Origin of the sequence: Clostridium sp. (assembly GCF_050717545.1) — a bacterium.
Classification (GTDB): Bacteria; Bacillota; Clostridia; order Clostridiales; family Clostridiaceae; genus Clostridium_AD.
Genome location: NZ_JBOITN010000029.1, coordinates 49,804 through 70,905, shown reverse-complemented (window position 1 = coordinate 70,905; position 21,102 = coordinate 49,804). Strand labels below are relative to the sequence as shown.

The 21,102-nt window shown below is 30.0% G+C and carries 23 protein-coding genes and 2 pseudogenes; 7 read left to right on the top strand and 18 right to left on the bottom strand.

What is annotated here, in order from left to right; translation table 11 throughout:
- Positions 1-209: 209 nt before the first annotated feature.
- A complete protein-coding gene (speE, locus tag ACREVX_RS07480; RefSeq protein WP_431543546.1) occupies positions 210-1,082 on the bottom strand; it encodes a polyamine aminopropyltransferase in 873 nt (290 codons plus the stop codon).
- Positions 1,083-1,176: 94 nt separating this feature from the next.
- Positions 1,177-2,013 (bottom strand): helix-turn-helix domain-containing protein, encoded by an 837-nt coding sequence (locus tag ACREVX_RS07475; protein WP_431543545.1) that lies wholly within the window; start codon positions 2,011-2,013, stop codon positions 1,177-1,179.
- A 127-nt stretch (positions 2,014-2,140) separates the two neighbouring features.
- Here ACREVX_RS07475 and ACREVX_RS07470 point away from each other — a divergent pair, with 127 nt between their 5' ends.
- From ACREVX_RS07470 to ACREVX_RS07460, 3 genes are read left to right on the top strand one after another with little or no spacing between them, the layout of a single operon-like run.
- Positions 2,141-3,013, top strand: coding sequence for a sugar phosphate isomerase/epimerase family protein (locus tag ACREVX_RS07470; protein WP_431543544.1), 873 nt, complete (start codon positions 2,141-2,143; stop codon positions 3,011-3,013).
- Entirely contained in the window at positions 3,010-4,173 is a 1,164-nt protein-coding gene (locus tag ACREVX_RS07465) for a Gfo/Idh/MocA family protein (RefSeq protein ID WP_431543543.1), read from the top strand. Before ACREVX_RS07470 ends, ACREVX_RS07465 begins: the two co-directional genes overlap by 4 nt.
- Before the next feature lie 47 nt (positions 4,174-4,220).
- Positions 4,221-4,994, top strand: coding sequence for a sugar phosphate isomerase/epimerase family protein (locus ACREVX_RS07460; RefSeq protein WP_431543542.1), 774 nt, complete (start codon positions 4,221-4,223; stop codon positions 4,992-4,994).
- A 93-nt stretch (positions 4,995-5,087) separates the two neighbouring features.
- Here the strand turns inward: ACREVX_RS07460 and ACREVX_RS07455 are convergent, their stop codons facing one another.
- From ACREVX_RS07455 to ACREVX_RS07445, 3 genes are all read right to left on the bottom strand, one after another.
- Positions 5,088-5,906, bottom strand: a complete 819-nt coding sequence (locus ACREVX_RS07455; protein ID WP_431543541.1) for a tetratricopeptide repeat protein — start codon at positions 5,904-5,906, stop codon at positions 5,088-5,090.
- Between the two features lie 206 nt (positions 5,907-6,112).
- On the bottom strand, positions 6,113-7,120 hold the full coding sequence (locus tag ACREVX_RS07450; protein ID WP_431543540.1) for a Gfo/Idh/MocA family protein: 1,008 nt from the start codon (positions 7,118-7,120) through the stop codon (positions 6,113-6,115).
- Between the two features lie 267 nt (positions 7,121-7,387).
- On the bottom strand, positions 7,388-7,852 hold the full coding sequence (locus tag ACREVX_RS07445; RefSeq protein WP_431543539.1) for an Lrp/AsnC ligand binding domain-containing protein: 465 nt from the start codon (positions 7,850-7,852) through the stop codon (positions 7,388-7,390).
- A gap of 298 nt (positions 7,853-8,150) precedes the next feature.
- On the opposite strand from ACREVX_RS07445, the gene ACREVX_RS07440 reads away from it, so the two are divergent.
- Complete coding sequence (locus tag ACREVX_RS07440; RefSeq protein ID WP_431543538.1) at positions 8,151-9,107, top strand: asparagine synthetase A; 957 nt, start codon at positions 8,151-8,153, stop codon at positions 9,105-9,107.
- 114 nt (positions 9,108-9,221) lie between these two features.
- On the opposite strand, the pseudogene ACREVX_RS07435 reads toward ACREVX_RS07440, so the two are convergent.
- Together ACREVX_RS07435 and ACREVX_RS07430 are read right to left on the bottom strand one after the other, a co-directional pair.
- Positions 9,222-9,365 (bottom strand): annotated as a pseudogene (locus ACREVX_RS07435) (GH36-type glycosyl hydrolase domain-containing protein); the annotation flags it as partial.
- Positions 9,366-9,432: 67 nt separating this feature from the next.
- Positions 9,433-10,611, bottom strand: coding sequence for an iron-containing alcohol dehydrogenase (locus ACREVX_RS07430; protein WP_431543537.1), 1,179 nt, complete (start codon positions 10,609-10,611; stop codon positions 9,433-9,435).
- 108 nt (positions 10,612-10,719) lie between these two features.
- Between ACREVX_RS07430 and ACREVX_RS07425 the strand changes: the two genes are divergently transcribed.
- Both ACREVX_RS07425 and ACREVX_RS07420 read left to right on the top strand, forming a co-directional pair.
- Complete coding sequence (locus tag ACREVX_RS07425) at positions 10,720-10,848, top strand: winged helix-turn-helix transcriptional regulator (protein WP_431543536.1); 129 nt, start codon at positions 10,720-10,722, stop codon at positions 10,846-10,848.
- A 169-nt stretch (positions 10,849-11,017) separates the two neighbouring features.
- Positions 11,018-11,191: a hypothetical protein gene (locus tag ACREVX_RS07420; protein ID WP_431543535.1), complete on the top strand. Its 174-nt coding sequence runs from the start codon at positions 11,018-11,020 to the stop codon at positions 11,189-11,191.
- A 302-nt stretch (positions 11,192-11,493) separates the two neighbouring features.
- Here the strand turns inward: ACREVX_RS07420 and thrB are convergent, their stop codons facing one another.
- The 4 genes from thrB to ACREVX_RS07400 all read right to left on the bottom strand — a co-directional run bounded on the left by thrB (position 11,494) and on the right by ACREVX_RS07400 (position 14,709).
- Positions 11,494-12,381, bottom strand: coding sequence for a homoserine kinase (thrB, locus tag ACREVX_RS07415; protein ID WP_431543534.1), 888 nt, complete (start codon positions 12,379-12,381; stop codon positions 11,494-11,496).
- 283 nt (positions 12,382-12,664) lie between these two features.
- Positions 12,665-13,003 (bottom strand): hypothetical protein, encoded by a 339-nt coding sequence (locus ACREVX_RS07410; RefSeq protein WP_431543533.1) that lies wholly within the window; start codon positions 13,001-13,003, stop codon positions 12,665-12,667.
- Between the two features lie 105 nt (positions 13,004-13,108).
- Positions 13,109-13,867, bottom strand: a complete 759-nt coding sequence (locus tag ACREVX_RS07405; protein ID WP_431543532.1) for a sulfite exporter TauE/SafE family protein — start codon at positions 13,865-13,867, stop codon at positions 13,109-13,111.
- A 20-nt stretch (positions 13,868-13,887) separates the two neighbouring features.
- Positions 13,888-14,709 carry a metallophosphoesterase gene (locus ACREVX_RS07400; protein ID WP_431543531.1) on the bottom strand — a complete coding sequence of 274 codons (822 nt, stop codon included), beginning with the start codon at positions 14,707-14,709 and terminating at the stop codon, positions 13,888-13,890.
- 20 nt (positions 14,710-14,729) lie between these two features.
- Here ACREVX_RS07400 and ACREVX_RS07395 point away from each other — a divergent pair.
- Positions 14,730-14,991, top strand: a pseudogene (locus tag ACREVX_RS07395) (DUF2382 domain-containing protein); the annotation flags it as partial.
- Between the two features lie 123 nt (positions 14,992-15,114).
- Here ACREVX_RS07395 and ACREVX_RS07390 read toward each other — a convergent pair.
- The 7 genes from ACREVX_RS07390 to ACREVX_RS07360 all read right to left on the bottom strand — a co-directional run bounded on the left by ACREVX_RS07390 (position 15,115) and on the right by ACREVX_RS07360 (position 21,038).
- Positions 15,115-15,741 (bottom strand): hypothetical protein, encoded by a 627-nt coding sequence (locus tag ACREVX_RS07390; protein WP_431543530.1) that lies wholly within the window; start codon positions 15,739-15,741, stop codon positions 15,115-15,117.
- Positions 15,742-15,947: 206 nt separating this feature from the next.
- The gene (locus tag ACREVX_RS07385) at positions 15,948-17,207 is read right to left on the bottom strand and encodes a sensor histidine kinase (RefSeq protein WP_431543529.1); all 1,260 of its coding nucleotides are present in this window, start codon (positions 17,205-17,207) and stop codon (positions 15,948-15,950) included.
- Between the two features lie 42 nt (positions 17,208-17,249).
- Positions 17,250-17,975: a LytR/AlgR family response regulator transcription factor gene (locus tag ACREVX_RS07380; protein ID WP_431543528.1), complete on the bottom strand. Its 726-nt coding sequence runs from the start codon at positions 17,973-17,975 to the stop codon at positions 17,250-17,252.
- A gap of 193 nt (positions 17,976-18,168) precedes the next feature.
- Entirely contained in the window at positions 18,169-19,557 is a 1,389-nt protein-coding gene (locus ACREVX_RS07375; protein ID WP_431543527.1) for an MATE family efflux transporter, read from the bottom strand.
- Positions 19,558-19,764: 207 nt separating this feature from the next.
- Positions 19,765-20,178 carry a YARHG domain-containing protein gene (locus tag ACREVX_RS07370; RefSeq protein WP_431543526.1) on the bottom strand — a complete coding sequence of 138 codons (414 nt, stop codon included), beginning with the start codon at positions 20,176-20,178 and terminating at the stop codon, positions 19,765-19,767.
- The gene (locus ACREVX_RS07365; RefSeq protein ID WP_431543525.1) at positions 20,153-20,314 is read right to left on the bottom strand and encodes a zinc-ribbon domain-containing protein; all 162 of its coding nucleotides are present in this window, start codon (positions 20,312-20,314) and stop codon (positions 20,153-20,155) included. Before ACREVX_RS07365 ends, ACREVX_RS07370 begins: the two co-directional genes overlap by 26 nt.
- A gap of 85 nt (positions 20,315-20,399) precedes the next feature.
- Entirely contained in the window at positions 20,400-21,038 is a 639-nt protein-coding gene (locus ACREVX_RS07360) for an ATP-dependent Clp protease proteolytic subunit (RefSeq protein ID WP_431543524.1), read from the bottom strand.
- Positions 21,039-21,102 lie beyond the last annotated feature (64 nt).

The following is a 21,102-nucleotide window of genomic DNA, read 5'->3' as shown; positions in this document are numbered from 1 at the left end:
AAGTTACATTTAGTATTATCATCCTTCTTTTCCCTAATATTAAAAAAGCTGCTGTTAAATTTAATTAAATTTAATTAAATTTAACAGCAGCTTTAACTAAGACTTAAATTATATAAATCAATGATATCTATACATTGCAGATATAAAAACTAATTACTTCTTATTTGATTCCTATAAAATTATACTAAATTCTAATTAAATTTAACAAACTATTTTAAATCATTTATGAAGTTTGGAAGATCAAAACATGATTTTGCAATCTTCTTAGTTAAATATCGAGTTTCAAAAGGCAATTTATTCTCATCCATATTACAAGGATCATAAACATCTGAAGCCATTGTAAAACTCCACAATCCCCCTGGATAAGTTGGAACAAAAGCTATATATGTCTTAACAATCTTGAAATTATTCTTTAATATTTTCCTTGTATTCTCAATTATGTTACGATGAATCATTGGCGATTCACTTTGACACACCATAACTCCGCCTGCTTTCATAGATTTTTTTACATTTTTATAAAATTCTTCTCCAAACAAATCCTTAGCAGGTCCTTCAGGATCTGGTGAATCAACCATGATTATGTCGTACTTAATATCAGTTGTTTTTACATATTCAACTCCATCTCCAAATTTAAAATTAACTCTTTTGTCAAAATCTGCGCCTCCACTTATTTCAGGAAGAAATTTTATGCTTTCTTTTGTTACTAATTCATCAAGCTCTACCATATCAATAGTTTCAAGTTCTTTGTATTTTGATAATTCCCTTACTGCTCCACAGTCGCCTCCACCAATTACTAAGACATCTTTAGGATTTTTATGAGTAAGTACTGGAATATGAGTAATCATTTCATTATATATAAATCCATCTGCAGAAGTAGTTTGCATTACTCCATCAAGAACAAGACACGCACCAAATGCATCTGTATCTATTAATGCTACCTCTTGGTATGGCGATTTTGAATATGAAAAGCATTTATTTACTTTATAACTTATTTTTAAATTTTTCTTTTCAACTTCAACTTCCTCAAACCATAACTCATTATCAATTTGTTTAAAATACTTTGGCAATTCATTTGTTTTCATAATAATTCCTCCATTATAATAAATATATCTTATAAATCCATCGCAAGCACTCCAAGTATATCATTAAATCATTGCCTGTGGTAACATCTCTAGTTTATCTGTTCATATATTTCTTAGGGGAAACTCCTAAGATTTTCTTAAACGCTTTATAAAAATTAGTATAATCTCCAAATCCAACTTGACTAGAAACATCTATTATAGGTGTTCCTAAAATCAGAAGCTCCTCTGCTTTCATGATCCTCTTATAGATTATGTATTCAATAACCGTGAATCCTGTATTTTTTTTAAATAAATGACATATGTAATATTTATTAATATGAAATTCCGCTTCTAATATATCAAGTGTAATTTTCTTTGCAAGATTATCCTTTATATATTTTAATATATCTATAATCACCTCATCATATTCAAGTGACTCCATAGGAACATTTGAATTACTCGCAAATATTTTATTTATTCCAATAAGCATTTGTACAAAAATAGCTTTTATCATAATACTATTCTCTGGTGACTTTTCATGGGCATATTTTGATATCTGCTGCCATAGTTTATCAATTCCATTACACATTACATCTTTAGCATTAACCTTATTAAATTGGCCCAACTTTCTTTTTTGAATAAAGCTAAGCATATTGTATTCTTCGCTTTGAAAAGATGATATATATTCAGGTTTAAATTGTATGAATTTACGTTCATACCCCTCATTAGTATCAAAAACTATCCTATGTAATTCACGAGTATTCGTAATAATTAAATCATTTTTTTGCAACTTGTATGATTGTCCTTCAACATGATAAGTAAAATCTCCAGAAATACAGTAATATATCTCATAGCAGTTATGAATATGTGTATCTACATCTATAGGAGACCCTGTATAATTATGAACTAGTAAAAACTTGTCTGTAGTATATACAAAATTTTTATCTTTCATTTCACTCGCCCCCCCTATATATATATTAAAGCAATATTTGCAATGTTTCAAGCAAGAATTACAAAGATAATAATATAACATTAAACTATAATATAAAGTATCACAACTTATTAGGAGGTTATGCATTATGAGCAATTTTGTGTTATCTGCTTTTGCAGATGAAATTGATATGGATTTAAAAACTCAAATGGATATTTTAGAAAAACATGATATTCATTATATTGAGATGAGAGGTGTTAATGGAAAAGGTATTGTAGATTATTCTCTAGAAGAAGTTAAAGGAATAAAAAAGCTCTTAGATGAGAGAGGTTTTAAAATCTCTTCGGTTGGTTCTCCTATAGGAAAAATACTTATTACAGATGATTTTAAACCACATCTTGAACTTTTTGAACATACACTTAATATTGCAAAAATCTTAGAAAGTAAATATATAAGAATGTTCAGCTTCTTTATTCCAAAGGATGAGGCCCCAGAAAAATATAGAGATGAAGTTATATCCAGATGGCGAGAATTTGTTAGAGTTGCAAAGGATTACAATATTATTTTACTTCACGAAAATGAAAAAGATATTTATGGAGATACCGCACAGAGATGCCTTGATATTATGCAGTCAATAAATTCTGAATATGTAAAGGCAGTTTTTGATCCAGCAAACTTTGTACAGTGTAATGTTAAACCTTATCCGCAAGCTTACACTCTACTTAAAGACTATGTCGTTTATGTACATGTAAAAGATGCTGTATACAGTGATCATCATGTAGTTCCAGCTGGTGAAGGTGATGGGAAAGTAAAAGAACTTCTCACATATTTACATAAAAACAATTATAACGGATTTTTATCACTAGAACCACATCTTGGAGTATTTTCAGGATTAAAAAATTTAGAATTAGATAACAAAAATAAACAGGCTGCTCAAAGTGGTCCAGAGTTATTTAATACTGCTACTAAGGCACTAAAAGGAATTCTTTGTGAGATAACTAAAGGAGGTCAAATTTTATGAAAAAGGTTCGTATTGGTATAATAGGTGTTGGTAATATGGGAAGTTCTCATGCACAAAATTTAATAGATGGCAAAGTTCCAGGTGCAATTCTAACAGCGATTTGTGATATTAACCCCAAAAGACTTACGTGGGCTAAAGATACTTTAGGAGATAATGTACTTTTGTTTGAGGATGCGTTATCATTGTTTGCCTCAAAGGAAATAGATGCAGTAATTATAGCAACTCCACATTATGATCATTCTCCCTTAGCAATTCAAGCTTTTGAAAATGGACTTCATGTACTTACAGAAAAACCTGCAGGTGCTTACACAAAACAAGTAAGAGAAATGAATGAAGCCGCATCAAGGAGTGATAGAGTTTTTGGAATTATGTACAATCAACGTACTAATCCTCTCTATGCAAAATTAAGAGATTTAGTTCAAAATGGAGAACTAGGTGAAATAAGAAGAACTAATTGGATAATAACAAACTGGTACCGTAGTCAAAAATATTATAACTCTAGCGATTGGCGCGCAACCTGGTCTGGTGAGGGTGGTGGCGTACTCCTTAATCAAGACCCCCATCAACTAGATCTTTGGCAGTGGACATGTGGAATGCCAATAAGAGTAAGGGCGTTTTGCGGTTTTGGTAAATACCATGAAATTGAAGTTGAAGATGATGTTACTGCTTATGTGGAATATGAAAATGGAGCTACTGGCGTATTTGTAACAACTACTGGGGAAGCACCAGGAACAAATCGTTTTGAAATTACAGGTGATAACGGCAAGGTTGTAATTGAAGATGACAAGCTTACCTTTTGGCGTAATCGCACTATAAACGGTAAATTAAAAATGGAAAGTGATAGTCCATTCGCAAAACCAGAATGCTGGAAATGTGAGATTCCAACAAGTGGAAAAAGTCTACAACATATAGGAATTATGAAAAATTGGGTTGATGCAATACAAACTGGTAGTAAGCTATTAGCTCCAGGAGAAGAAGGCATAAAAGGTCTTTCATTATCAAACGCTATGCTACTATCTTCTTGGACTGATAATTGGGTTGACCTTCCAATGGATGAGGATCTATTTTATGAAAAACTTCAAGAAAAAATTAAAAATTCTTCCTTTAAAAAAGAGATTGCACCTAATAAAACCTTTGATTTAAAAAGCACATATAAATAAAATAAAGATAGTGTTAACACTATAAAAAAAATTTGGAGGGATAAATTATGAAAGAAATAACAATTGCTGCTCAACTATTCACATTAAGAAAATTTTTAAAAACCCCAGAAGACCTTGCTGTTACATTTAGCAAAGTAAAAGAAATGGGTTATAATGCTATTCAAGTATCTGGAATTGGTCCTATTGATTTTGGCTTTGTAAAAGAAATTGCTGATAAAGAGGAATTAAAAATTTGCGTTACGCACATAGGCTTTGACAGATTAAAGAATGATATGGCTGGAGTAATAAAACAACATAAATTATGGGATTGTAAATACGTAGGAATAGGTTCTATGCCAGATGAGTACCGTGTGGATAGAGCATCACTTACTCGATTTGCTAAAGAAGCATCTGAATATGGAAAAATTTTATTAGATAATGATTTACAACTGATTTATCATAACCATAACTTTGAGTTTAAAAAATATGATGGTAAAACAGGAATGGATATACTATTTGAAGAGTCAGACCCTAAAGCTTTTAATTTTGAAATTGATACCTATTGGGTTCAGGCTGGCGGAGCAAACCCCGTAGACCTTATAAATAAAATGAAAGGCCGCATGAATATTGTGCACTTTAAAGACATGGTTATAGGAAAAGATAATCAAATGGAAATGGCTGAAATTGGAGAAGGAAACCTTAACTGGAAAAATATTATAAAAACCTGCAATGATATTGGAATTGACTGGTGCCCTATAGAACAAGATGTATGCCAGCGGGATCCTTTTGAATCTCTTAAGATAAGCCATGATAATTTGCTTAAATTAGGATGTAAATTTTAACTACCATTTATTAAAGTGAAAATATTATATTAGTAAACCAAAAGAGAGTGACTAAAATATTGATAGTCACTCTCTTTTGGTTTATTAATATACTTAAACATGTGATTTTTGCAATTCCTTTATGGTTACCTCAACATCTATTTTTGTTATCGCACTTAAATTTAGAAAGGTGTATTTTAATGACTTTTGCGCAAATTCAAGTGCCTTTTCCCTCATTCCTTTTTTGACCAGTACTAAAGAATAATTGTAATAGGCTTCTGGAAATGACGGACTAGTTGCTATTGCCTTTTCATATATCTCTTGAGCCTTATCATAAATGCCAAGCAAATAATAATTTCGTCCTAAGTTGTCTTGAATTATAGCGCTAGAATCATTATACTCATAAGCTTCCAAATTAATTTCAAGTGCCCTTTCTAAGTCCCCTTTTATTATAAGAAGTAATCCAAGATTTATGTAAACTTTAGTGTTTTTGAACTCCATGTAAACTTCTTCAAGCATACTTACTGCTCGATAAATATTGCCCTTCTTCCAGACTAGAAGTGCAACGTTAGATTTAACCAACATATACTCGTCCTTTGAAAGCTTTGATTCATAAAGTTCCATAAGTACTTGTTCTGCTTCTTGTGTTTGTCCCATTTTAAGAAGTAAATAACCAAAAGCATTTTTATATTTAACTATACAATTCTTAGTATTATACGCCCTTCTCATCCATTTTACTGAATCATCATACTTTCCCATAATATATTTCCTATTTCCTATAAATGCAAATATCTCAACTCTAGAATAAAAGATACCAATTAATATAAGCATAACAATTGCACCTAAACCGTAAAAACCATTGTATTTAAATAACAAAAAAAGTAACAATAATGGTAATCCAATCTTTAGAATCAACCCTGAAATTTGTTTCATAACCCTTCTCATCTCCCTTTATAAATACCTCGAATTATTATACTCTTTTAATCTAATATACACCTATTATACACTAAACAGGCAGATTTAGTTTGTACTAACCTGCCTGTTTAGCTTATTAAATTTAATAATTATTTATTTTATTTTCACTGATTACATTGTATCTCCTACAAAATTAATTAATATTTATTGTATACATTTTATTCCTAAATAAAATTCACAACAGTATTATTTTTAGATGACTCATAAATACCAAACATTAATTGTAGCGCTTTGTGCGCTTCTTCAATATCTATTGGAAAATGTTTATTATTTTCTAAACACTCATAATAATGACTTATACAATTAAAATGACCATTCCCCCAATAGTTTTTTCCTACTACCTGTTCTTCTTTAAATGATAATTTTTCTTCTGATTTATCCGAATTTACGATAGTTACCTGTGTTTCTTCCATTTTAATAATCATATCTTCACAAACCAATTCAATTAATACTGGTGAATCAGTGCAGTATGCATTTGTTCCATAAAAACTTGCTGTAGCTTTATCAAACTGTATATATGCTTCTGCTGTATCCTCAACTTCTATAATACCTTTCAGATGGTGGTTTATAACAGTTCCTTCTACTGATAAAGGTTTTCCAAGAAAATAAATCAACAGGTCTAAGGTATGGATAGCTTGATTTATTAAAAGCCCTCCACCTTCAGTCTTAAGGCTTCCTCTCCAACCACTTTGCGTATAATACTTTTCTGCGCGGTTCCATGTAATAAATGCTCTTGCCCCTATTATTTTCCCTGTTTTACCACACTGCAAGAGTTCACGAATACATTGTACACTTTTATTATATCTATTTTGAAAACATACTCCAATTTGAACATCGTTTTTCATATCTCTTAGTTCAAGAAATTGTTCCTCAGATATAGCAAGTGGCTTTTCCATAAAAACATTTATATTATGGTTAGCTGCATAGATAGCCATAGGAACATGTAGATAGTGAGGCGTACAGATATGCAAGACATCAATTTCCTCTTTTGCCATCATTTCCTCTAAACTTTTATATGCTTTACTTTCGCTGTCTCCATAAGTTTCCACAAATTTTTCAGCTTTCCCAATATTAATATCGGCAAAGGCTACAAGCTTATTATTATGCAACTTATTAATATTATAAGCATGAACATTACCTATACCGCCACATCCTACAATTGCACTTCTCATTTATTAATGCCCCCTTGAATATTTGATATTACATTACTTTTAGTATAGGTCTGAATTAATAAAAAATCTTTGCACATCTTGACTATTATATTGCAAATGTTGACCACATTCATCAAAACACCCAATCATATGTCGTTAAATCATCTCCTGCGGAGCTGCAATATTAACGACTTCAGAAGGGGATTTATACTCCCCATGAAGTTTTCTATTTGTTAGGGTATATAACTCCCACTTATAGAATTGAGAGACTTTCCTTCTGAAATGTCGTTAAAGAGAAATATTTCTATCAATAGGTTGTGATAATGTTATAAATGTATCAGTACTTCGAACTCCTGAAATTACCTGAAGTCTATTCATTAGTAAATCTTGAAGATTAGAAATGCTCTTACACATGACTTTTATGAAAATAGAATACGCACCTGTAGTGTAATGTAACTCTACTATTTCTTTTATTTCTTTTAATTGTTCAAGTACTTCAGGATATGAAGATGCTTTGTTAAGATAGATTCCAATAAAGCAACATACATCATATCCAAGTTTACTTGTATCTAATATAAGTCTTGTTCCTTTAATCAATCCCATTTCTTGCATTTTGTTCATTCTAACGTGAATTGTTCCCCCACTCACATGACAATTCCTTGCAATTTCAAGGTAGGGCTTTCTAGAATCCTTAATTAAAATTTCTAATATTTGATAGTCTAACTCATCTAACCCCGCAATATTTAATTTCATAATATCAACTCCTTTTAAGATTTCGTGTGTTAATTATGTATATTTATTCCATAATTATACATAGATTACATGATAATATTATATACTCTGTTTCATTATAACAAATACATTAACAAATCAGCAAAAAAGCCACAAATAAAATTAATATTTTAACTTTTTAATAATGTAAACGCAATTAAATTATTAATTTCATAAATATAACAAATATTATTTAGATATATTGCAATAATTAGTTAAATGTATTATTATATTATCAATGGATGAAACGAAACTAAAAATATATCAGGGGGAATTAATAATGACAGAATTAATAAAAGAAGAAAAAATACTATTAGAAACAGCAGTGGCTAAAATTAAAAATAAAAAAATCAAGGATATATTATATGTTCAACAATCAGTTTTAAAAGCTGTAGATGAATTTATGTATAAGAGAAGAATAACTAGAGTACTACCTCTTATGATGTCTCCAATTACAGATACGTTAAACCATAGTGTTGAGGATTGCGAATTGACTTATAACAAACAAACATTTAACGTTATGAAGTCAATGATATTTCACAAACAAATGACTATGTTAAACACAGATATTGATAGTCTTTATATAGTTTCACCAAACATAAGACTCGAGAAGGCAACTAGAGGTGATTCAAGGCATCTATTCGAATTTACTCAGGTAGACTTTGAATTTAAAGAAGGCACTATGGAAGATGTACTTAAATTCATAGAAGAAATTGTATCTTTCATATTCAAATTTGTAAAAGAAAACTGTGTTCCAGAATTAACCAGACTTGGAGTAGGTATGGATCACCTTAACTTAAGCGGACCATTTAAAAAATATACCACAGATGAAATGCAAGCAAAATATGGTGATGATTTCGAAGCAGAGGCTTCAAAAGCTGCAACGCAGCCTTTCTTCTTAACAAACCACAGGAGGGAATTTTATGATGCCGAAGATCTAGAGAACCTAGGAACTTATAGAAACTATGATCTTATATGGCCATTAGGATTTGGCGAAGGTTTAAGTGGAGGAGAAAGAGAATTTACATTAGACAGGATTCTTCTAAGAATGAGAGAACTAGCTACTGATGAAACCGCATTTAGGTATTATATAGAACTTGCGAAACAAGGTGAACTATTTAAGACTGCTGGAGCTGGTTTTGGAGTAGAAAGAATAACTAGATTTATAACTAAGCAACCTGAAATTAGCGATGTAACATTGTTCTGCAGAAAACCTGGTCAGCAATACGTATTCTAGTTATTATTTTATAGTGTAAACAATATAAATAGGATCTACAAAAAAAACACCCTGTTAAAATATTATTTAACAGGGTGTTTTTGACCATATGATTCACTCTTACTAGATTAACAACCCCTCTTCTACATCAATGCCTGCCATTACGCAAAAGCCTTGTGATTCTATATATATCTGCCCCTCAATATTTTCTTTGCTCCCAACCTTATTACCATAAGCATCATATGCTCTTAAAAACCAATCTCCATCATATCCTTTTTCTGAATTCCGAGGAATCCACTTTTAGTGTATATTTTAGATATGATTAATGCAGAGGTAATATTTCATACTATTTGTATGACTTTCCCATAATTTCTACTGTTTCATCAAGTGATAATGTATATGGATCCAATTCAAATAATCCGCCCATCGTTTTACGGGCATTGTCTGCAAGTGTTAATATTTCTTCTTTTTCTATTCCGTAGCTTGACATCTTAAGATCGCTAACGCCACATTTTTCTTGAAGTTCAATTAACGCTTTTACAAAAGACATAGGACGTTCTTCTTTTGTAAGAGAATCAACATCAACTCCCATAGCTTTTGCCATATGCTCAAATCTTGTTGGCACTTTAGATGCGAAAAATGTGAAATATGATTCAGATAACATAATTAAGCCTGCACCATGTGGAAGTTTGGTATGTTTAGCACTTAATGCATGTTCCATAGAATGCTCCGAAGTACAGCTTGATGTAGATTCAACAAGGCCAGATAAAGTATTTGCTAAAGCTACTTGCGTACGAGCCTCAATATTATTTCCATTTTCCACGCAAATAGGCAAATATTTAGCTATTGATTCAATACTTTTAAGTGCATACCCATCACTAATTGGTGTTGCTATATTTGCAATATACCCTTCTGCTGCATGAAAGAGTGCATCAAATCCCTGATACGCTGTAAGATTCTTAGGTACTGTTAACATAAGTTCCGGGTCAACTACAGAAAGGGTTGGAAAAGTACATTCTGTACCAAATCCTATTTTTTCATGAGTGTCCTCTTTTGTAATAACAGTCCAAGGATCAGCTTCTGTACCTGTCCCTGCTGTTGTAGTTATAGCAACAATAGGAAGAGCTCCATTTTGAAGTGGCATTCCTTTCCCAGATCCACCAGATATATAATCCCAATAATCTCCAGAATTTTTCGCCATAACAGCAATAGCTTTTGCTGAATCTATACTGCTACCACCACCAAGTCCAATTACAAAATCACAATTTTCTTTTTTAGCAACGGCTGCCCCCTCCATAACGTGAGTTTTAATAGGATTAGGCAATATTTTATCAAATATAGTATATTCAATCGCCTTCTCCTTTAAAATTGTCTCAAGTCGATTTAAATAGCCATATTTTTTAACAGAATTACCTGATGTAATAACTATTAATGCTTTTTTACCAGGAAGCTTTTCACCTGCGAGTTCATTCAGTTTCCCCGGCCCAAATAATATTTTTGTTGGTATAAAATAATTAAAATTCATATATAATCCTCCTTTTATTTTAGTGTTTATATTATTTATTTTAATATATCTAAGTCTATTTATAGCAAAACAAGTTGTAACATGTAACAATTCTGTATTTACCTTGTTATGGTTATATTGCTTATTTCTATTATATATGTAATCGTTGAAAAAGGCAAAAGCTTACTTCCAATATTAGACTCTATGTGTGAATGGGGAGGCAATAACATGCCTAAATCAGATAATGGGAAAGTTTAAACTCCCCTTAGACTTTAGCCTGACTTAATATGCAACTCCATATACAAACTCACTTAAAAATAAATTTATATACTTATTTTCCTTCTATACTTTATAACAATAATGGTTAAACTATATAAACACTTGCTATGTTGAGTGTGATTTTCTTATTAGAAGGGAGAATATACTAATGGATAAAAACAAATTAGGCAAATCCAAAAATTCAATTAACGAATTAGATGCCAATAAAAGTAATAGTGGAGTTTCAGACACAGAAATGGCTATTATGTATAAGCTATCTAATATGACAAGAGATGTTGTGGACTTTCCTATTGAAGAAAAATTAAAATTAAAGACCAAGTAATTAAAAAAGTCACCTTCTATAGGTGGCTTTTTTAAAACTGTTAACAAATGTTTTATGCACAATAAAAAGTATATATTACTTAGATTGTATTAATAGTAATGCAATACGCGTAATATAAAGTAAAAAGAACCAGCCAAATACGCCAGTTCTCTCTAGTTATTTAATTAAAGGGGGCTCTAATTAAACCGTTTATTTAATTACTATATATTTATAATACAATTTAATTATATTACAAATATCGAATAATTGTGTTAAGAGTATGTTATTTTTATAATAATTTTATAAACTTTAACAGTTTTACTTTAGATATCTGTAATTTCTAAGCCATCTTCATCAATGTCTAGATTCAGTGTTTCCCAGTTTCCAGATAACCCTTTCAAGAAATCTTTTAGCCTATCTTGTGTACTATTATCATCCTTCTTAAGCATTACCATAATTGTTGGTCCAGCTCCACTAAGAAATGACCCTAACGCATCGCTTTCTGTAACAAAGCTCGTAATCTCATTATAATTTTCGATTAAACCATTCCTATAAGGCTGATGAAGTTTATCTTCGCAAGCAAACTTCACCCCTTTATAATCACCATTAACAAGGGCTATAATGAGCATCGAAACCCTACCTACATTAAAGACTGCATCTTTTAGACGAACTTTTTCAGGTAGCACCGCTCTTGAATCCTCAGTTGATAGCTGTACCTTCGGAATTAGTGCACAAAATTTCACACCACCACTAATTGGGACTTTATTATAATGAGAGACTCCGCCCTCCATAATTGAAACAGTCATACCACCAACTAACGCTGGTGTAATGTTATCTGAGTGTCCTTCGATTTCACACGCAAAATTTAAAACCTCTTGTTTTGTTAAAACATCTCCGCATAACCTATTAGCAGCCGTTATTCCTGCTAATATACATGTAGCACTACTTCCAAGACCTCCGCTAACTGGTATATCTGTTTTAAATGTTAATCTAATCCCTTTTGGAGCTTGTCCAAGCTTTTTAAATGTTTTTAACATTGAACTATAAACCAAGTTATTACTATTTGTATATTTTTCATCGCAACCCAGTATCTCAAGTCCAGTCTCTATCTCTTCAACTATAAATCTATTATATAGTTTGAATGCAACTCCAAGAGTATCTAATCCCGGTCCCATATTAGCAGTCGTGGCAGGTACTTTGATCTCAAACATGACTATTTACTACAATTTCTTTACCTTTTGTGCTAAAACAATTCATATAGTAGCCTCCTATTACGACAATATCTATCCATTATGTTATATATATTATACTCTTACGCCTGAAAATTCAAGTACATCTTTACTAAAAGAAGTTTCAAGCATATAGTTGAACAATATATTCTAAGTAAAAATACCAAATAAACAGTTGTCTAAACTATCTACTTGGTATTTACATTTTATATCAATTACATCGGTTAGAGTACCTGACAATTATCAATCTCTACTTTGTATATTCTTAATAAACACTGCTAAATCCTTTTAAGAATCCAATGTAGAATTCTTGTGGAATATCTACTTCCGGAAATAATCTTGCTAATCTTTCAAATTTTTTAACAGCTAAAACATTAATGTTTTTAATTACAATTGGTAATAGACCCTTTTCTAAAAGATTAAGATAGGAAATCAGACCTAATTCAAATCCATTTGTTTCATAAGGGTGTACATCTTCTTGATTCTCATCTTTATAATACGATTCAATAAATTGATGAATCACCTCCAAAGAATCTTCCTCCGTTGATTCATTGCCTTGCGGGTAACCTTCATATTCCTTTTTCCAGTCAATTATTTTACCCATTGTTATTCCCTCCCTACTCATATTTTTACTCCTATTATATATTAAAATCCTTTTATTATTGTACTACCATTAATATTCAGTTAGTCTCCTAATTGTTCATTAAATCTACCCAATTCCCAATTTCAATGCTACTAAAGTTGTCATTATTATTATAATATAGCGAAAGAGTTTTTCATTAAGCCTTTTAACAACTTTAATTCCTAGCAATGCTCCCAAAGTTATAGCAGGTATCATCATGAAAGCTAAAATAGTTGTTTTAGGTGCAATGTTATTCCATAAGAAAATTTGTAATGGAAGTTTTGTTAAATTCACTATAAAAAAGAACCAAGATGCTGTTCCCATATAATTATTTTTCTTTAACCCTATTGTGAGTAAATAAATACTGAATACCGGCCCTGCTGCATTCCCAATCATTGAAGTAAATCCACTGGCTATACCTATTAAAATATTAAACCAAGCTCCTTTTGGCACTTTAAGTTTGTCACCTTTTCTTTCAGTATAAATAAGTATAATTACACAAATTAAAATAGAACTAGCTATAAAAGATTTGAATTGTTTATCATTTATATAATTCCCAACTACAGCACCAAGTAATATTCCAACTAATGCCCATGGAAGTAGTTTTTTTATTTTACCCCAATCCGCATGGCGTTTATAATAATATACCGCAAAAACATCTCCCATTAAGAGCATTGGCAGTATAATCCCAGTAGACTCCTTACCGCCAAAAACACCTGCTATAATCGGTATAATTAACATAGTGAGTCCACTGATGCCTGTTTTTGAAAAGCCTACTAAAAAAGCTGCGAGTACTACCCAAAACCACTGTAATGTGGTTAGATCAAATAAGTTCAATATCTCCATTTTAATCCCCCTACTGCATATTATTCTAATGTGATTTCTACGATTTCAGGTGTTGCAAAAAATCTTATAGGTAACATTCCATTGCCTATGCCACTAGTTAAAACTATATCTCTATTTTCCTCATGAACTATCTTCTTCAAATACCTTTGCCCATATTTAGATGACGTGTACGGAGCACATAATCCAAAAAAAGTTACTTGCCCTCCATGCGTATGCCCTGAAAGACCTAGGTCATACTCAATAACATTTTTATAATCACTGAAGAAATCTGGATTATGTGATATTGCGATAGTAAAGTTGTTACTATTTTTTTTAAGCACATTAACTTCTGGATTTCCTTCAATCAAGTCATCTAATCCGGTGATCTGTATACTATATCCCTCAATACTTATAAGTTCCTTTGTATTTTTAAGTATCTTAAATGAACTTGAATTAATTTTATTTAATAGGTTCTCCTTTCCTATAAAATAATCATGATTTCCTAGCACTGTAAAAATCCCAAGCTCTGCTCTCAATTTTTTTAATACTTCAAACTCTTTATCTAAATACTTGGTTACATCCTTTTTACTTTTTACTGAAATATCTAAATAATCTCCACCCATTATTATAATATCAGGTTCTAACTTATTGATTTTTTTTACTATATTTATTAATCTATTGTTTCTAAAATATTTTCCATAATGAATATCTGATATAAAAATAATTTTAAAATTGCTAAATTTTTTTGGTATCTTTTTATTTTTAATTTTGATTCTTCTTATTTTAAATACTTGAGCTTCAATTAACATCCATAATATAAAAAAAACAAATAGGTATATTAAATTATGAAATATATTAGTCATACACTTTCTCCTTTGCCATTAAATTATATCTTAAACTTTCCATTATCTTTATTTCCAAACTTCGACATATACAAAAGGGTGATGTTGAAATAGGTAAGGAAATTATAGAAGAAAGCAAAAAAGTTGATGTCCCTGTAAAACGTGAAGAGGTTGTAATTGAAAGGCGAAGCTAAACGCGAAATAGAAAATACTGAGCATATAGATGAAACACTTAAAAGAGAAGAAGCTCTAATTAATAAAACAGGCGATGCAAATGTAATTGATAATATAAGCAATCGCTAATTACAAATTAAAAAACACCTCAAAAATTGTATTACCCTTTTTGAGGTATTTTTTATTTTTTATTATAAATACCTTAGTTATTCGCTAAAAACCAGATTAGATATGCAATCCTACCTTGCCTATTTAATCTTTCATTTTATTAATTTCATCTAACATTAATATATTAAATTCATTTATTTCTTTTCTTTTTTCCATTCTTTCTTTTATTACTTTATTTCTATAATCTAACTGGGTTGATTCAACTTTTAATTCCATTGAACTACATATTTCATATATCTTTCTAAACTGTATTATTGTTTGCTTTAACTCTTCATCAAAATCTACTAAATCTTTGTTCTCATAAATCATCTTTAATGACTCTAATTGATATCTTATTATTGTAGAAAATTGTATAAGAAGTTCATCAGTTTTTACTTTGTAAAGATATAACAATAATTCTGTATAAATTCTATAGAGTGTATTATCATCAAAAATATCTAAATTTACTTTACCATAACCTAATTGTGTTTTCATATCTAGCTTAAATAATTTTCTGAATATATTATAATAACTTTTTGAAACTTTAAATTCGTAAATCGTATAGCTATTTTCTACTTTCTTAAATGATTTATTTATTTCTTCATAATTTACAAATAGTTTTATTTCTTTATCCATTCTAATTAATCTTATTTCTTCAATTACTTTAGAAACATCCCCATAACTTAAAAACATCTTACCTTCTGTAGCACCTCTTATATCACCTACGCACATCCAAATGTCTGACAATAAAGAATCAACTTCCTCCCTTAATACTTATAAAAATATCATTTCACCTTAGAATTACTTTGCTTTTCCTTTTGCCTATTTACCATAGCCATATTATACCACAGCATAGAAAAAACACCATAGGAATAAAAACCAGTGGTGTTTTTATAAATATATTAAATCGTGCTAACACTAATACATTATATAATTCATTAAAAACATATCTTAAAAACAGTATAGTTATTTTCAAAAGATAGCTCAACATCACTGCCATTTTTTCTAGCTATTTCTTTTATATTGTAAAGTCCATATCCCCTATTATTACCTTCTTTAGTAGAAAATCCTCTTTCAAATATATTTTCTATATTATCTGGTTTTATTGTTATTCCGCTGTTTTTGACCTCAACCATATTAGCATTTTCTTCTTCCAATATATTTAATATAACAACCTTATCTTTATTTTGTATTATAACAGCTTGAAATGCATTGTCCAAAAGGTTATTTAGTAAATCTGAAATTTCATAATCATTTAAGCTCTTCTCCAATGAATTATTTGTTACGTTAAATATAAATTTTATATTTGTTCTATCCGCTTCACACAATTTGTTATATATAATAGCTTTAATTATGATATTATCTATATACATAATATCCTCAATAATATTGTTTGAACATTTTAGTGAACTAATATACTTCTTAAGTTCTTTTTTAACTTGCGACTCACTTGTTATTTCCACTATTGCATTTATGGTATTTAAATAATTTTTAAAATCATGTTGTTTCCTCCTCGTCTCTTCCACTATATCTAAAAGTATGGGCTTATACATGTTTTGAACTTCTAAAACCTTTTTATCTTCACAAATTTTAACTATATAATAGTATAAAAATACATTTAATAATAACATCAACAAGATAATAGAAATGTATAATACCAGGTTATTTAATATTATGCTTTTGTTATATTCCCATATAAATTTAGAAAATAAAATATATAACACTAAGTTGATTGCAAAATAATATAACATAGTAGATTCTAATTTTAAGATTCTCCTTGTCTTCTCACTAAAATTATATCTTAATACTATAATGATTAAAATCAATTCAATTAATAAAAGAGTGATACTCCACATGTATTTATCTGAGTATGGAAATCCAACTAAAATTGCACCACCAATTATAATTATTTGCAAAAACATATTTATAGAAGCAAACATAACAAATTCGAAAATTGTTGTGACAAATGGTCTCTTATACATAAATTTCATAATCAAAATCAAACTCATATATTCAATAAATACATTCATATAAACATCTAAATCACTTATTATTATCATTATTATCGATTCCATTATTATAATAAATAAGTTCTTAAACCAATTGTTTTGATCCTTCAATGAAAACTTTGACCATAATAACATAAATATGATCAATTCAATAAAACTTGTTGAAGCTTCTTGTAGAATGGCAATCATTCCACACCCCCCCCCCTTAATAACAAATCTATTTTTATATTGTTACTGAAATCGTTCAATTATTGTATTTTTGAATTTATAACCTAATAGAGCATTTTTATTACAATTTTCAAAGTAAATTTCACTGAGTTTATTATTTATATTCTCTATTCGTTTTATATAATTAATATTAACAGCAAACGATTTATGGCACTGAACTATATTTTTACAATTTATAACACTAAGAATTTTACTTAGTGCCAAATTATTAACTTTGTAAACACCGTTTACTGTATGTATCATACATACCCGAAGCTTTACTTCAATAAAAATCGTTTGATCAATATATATTTTTATATTAACACCCTTCCTTAATTCAATTATTACATACCTTTTTTCTTTGGGTTTGTTATTAATATTTTCAATATGTAATCTAAATCGTTTTGTCATTTTCACTACATCTGCCATATCATACGGCTTTAGGATATAATCATAACAATGCACCTCTTTAAATGCTTTACTTATATATTCAACATGCGTTGTTAAAAAAACAATAAAACTAAACTCGTATTTTGATATTTGTCGTAACTCAATAGCAAAATCTACTCCCGAAGAATTATTCAAACAAATATCTACATAAAAAACATCAATATTACTCCTACTTGTAATTTCTAACGCATCATCTTTATTAATCGCTTCATATATATTTATATTCTTATCTATTTTATGTATCATCTTCTTTAAACTTTCACTTTGTAATTTATCATCCTCTACTATTAACACATTCATTGGTATCCCCTCTAATCATGACGCCAGCCTCGCGGGCAATGGCAAGTTAATACTCATACTGATCTTAACTTTACTCTAAATTTCTACATTTCTACATTTTATAATTTAAAACGCCATTATACTCATTATATCACAGAAACTTTACTAAATTAGAGATATTTTGTCACTTTTGAGATAATATATTTAGGATCATCTAATTTTTAATCCTCATTTTTAATTTAGAAAAATCAATATATTTCTTTCCCTTAATTTCAGGATGCCTTACCAGAAATATAATAAACCAGCTTGCTAATATTACTCCTTTTAGGATACTACTGATGCTAATACTCCACCATACCCCACTAAGACCAATAAACGTTGACAATAAAAGTGCTCCTGGAATTCTAAGTGCATTTAGTACTATGCCTACTACTGAAGGAGGAACAGTCTTACCAAGACCATTAAAGGCTCCTGCAGTTGTCATTTCTATACACATGAAAAGCTGTGAAACTCCAAGTATTCTTAAATATACTATACCATCTTTTATTACTGCTTTCTCTGAAATAAAAATAGAGAAAATAGGTCCCGGCAAAAATATTAAAAGGCAGGATGTTAATGTTCCAAAAACAGCAATAATACCTAATGATATAAAATATCCCGTGTAAATTCTGTCCCACTTTTTCGCACCAAAATTTTGACCTACAAATGCGCTTAGCGCAGTTTGAAAACCGCCAGCTGTCATCCATGTAATTGATTCAATTTGAGACCCAACGCTTTGAACTGCAATTGGCGTTGATCCCCACCTGGAAAGTATCCTAGCTAATATCATTGCTATAAATGTAAACACTCCACTTTGTACTGCAACTGGCAATCCAAAATTCACAATTTTCCTCATATGCTTCCAATCAGGTTTTTGCAAGAAATTTATGTTAGAAAAATAATCAGTTTTCTTTGTTATTACGAAAATAAATGTTATTGTCACAACAAACTGTGCAAATATTGTTGCAACAGCTGCTCCTTGAACCCCCATTTTGGGGAATGATCCAACTCCTAATATCAAAAGAGGATCAAGTATTATGTTAACAATAAGTCCGATTACGTTTATTCTAAAAGGTGTTCGACTGTCTCCATGTCCATTAAATATTGCTGTAAGCACAGGGGGCATGAAGAAAAATATCATTCCAGCTGAAACTATAACAAGATAACCCATAGCATTGCTCACGATATCCTGACCCTTAATGTTAAAAAAACCTATAAGCTGTTTTCTAAAAATTATAAGTGTAGCTCCATATATCACAGCAAAAAATAAATTCATTTGAAGCGAATGCCGTACATAGCTTTTGGTCTCATTCACATCTTTTCTTCCTACGGATTGTGCAACTCCAACCGCTGCCCCTATTTGAGGAATCGTAATAAATGCGAAAGCAAACCAAGTAAAAAATCCAGCTGCACCTACTGCAGTAACCGATCTAGATCCTAATGTACCAACCCATATCATATCTGTCATACTATACACTGATTGTATTAGTGATGTTCCCATTATTGGTATTGCTAAAATTAAAATCTTTTTAAAAATATTTCCTTTTGTTAAATCAATTTTCATTAAGTAATCCCCCAGCCATAATAAATTGTCTAATAAACATATTTTAATTGTAAATATAATTTTATAAATTTGCAACAAATATTATCTTTAAAATTAGTAATTGTAGATTGGCAATCAGTTTTCAAAATAAAATCCCCCCATCATAGTTTATTATTCTATGGTAGAGGGTATTTAATCGAGTTGTTTATGATGTTTTAAATATTAATTTTATTTTTCATACTTTTGAATAAAAGCGTAATTAGCCTTTTCGTATTTATTTAACACTGATTCACCACCGTCATAGCTAAAATCTGGTGAATACCAGCTCTTACCATAGAAATAATCAGAATATATCAAAGTTTTAAACACAAAACCATGTCTAGCAAAAATTTCATTTCTCGCAATTGCAAGCTGGGGTATGGATAGTGTGCTTACCTGTTCAACTGTTAAATAAGTTTTATCGCTATCTTCAAATATAAACTCATTGCTTACGGTAGCCTCTGCAGTTAGGGATTTCGTACTATCTGAAGCATTAGTTGAAGAATCAAACATTTCCCCACCTTTAATCTTTTCTTCTTTTACCATAAGAGGTGCGCTAGCACCGTCATCTTTAAACTTATAATAACCTTGGCTTACTCTCAAATTGAAAGATTTCACCCTCAATACTTGTATTGTTTTCGTTTATAAGCTGGGATGCACTTGTTTCAAAAGCGTCACACGTTATACAAAACTTCTGATTATCATCGAGCTTAGCTCCACAATTAGTACAAAAAATCATTTTTCTCCCCCTTTAGTCCTTCACAATTAAAATCATACTTTTAATTATATGCAAGCTAGGGAGAAAAGTGACCTCATAAATGTTGTTAAAATATTTCATCTAAATCTGTTATAATTTTATCTGCAAGCCCTAATGAAATAATTTCGTCAGACATTAGCCACCAATCTTTTCGATAATTCTTGGTGTATAGTTTATCTGTAATATTAGTATTTGCTACAATAAAATCTTTAACTCTTTTTTCTTGTCTTTGGGTAAACTCAAAATTATCTAAAACTTTATCTGTATTACCAGTAGCACCTGTACTACCTGCATGAATTAGGGCTGTTGTATCTTTAAACACATATCTATGTCCTTTTGAACCTGCGAGTAGCATTAGTCCACCAGAACTATATGTTTTACCTAGACCAATTGTATACACCGGAGTTTTGGAAAGTTGGATCACATTTATAAAATTTAGTACTGCTGTTAATTCTCCACCATCAGAGTTTATTAAAATTTTAATAGGAATTCTTTCCTGCGAAGATTTACCTTTGTCTTGCTTATTCCATTTTATAATCATAAGTGAAAAATCAACCAAACTATCATCGATATCAAAATTCCAAAATATTTCTCTGTTTTTAATTCTCTCATAATAATCCAAGGTCTCTGGGTCTGGTAAATTTAATTTTGTTAATTCCTTAACATCTTCATCAAAGAATATATCCCAGTTTTTTAGTAAAGTCATAATTCACCTTGCTTTCTTTATATTATTAATAAATTGTATATTATATTATATGTATGCAAATAAT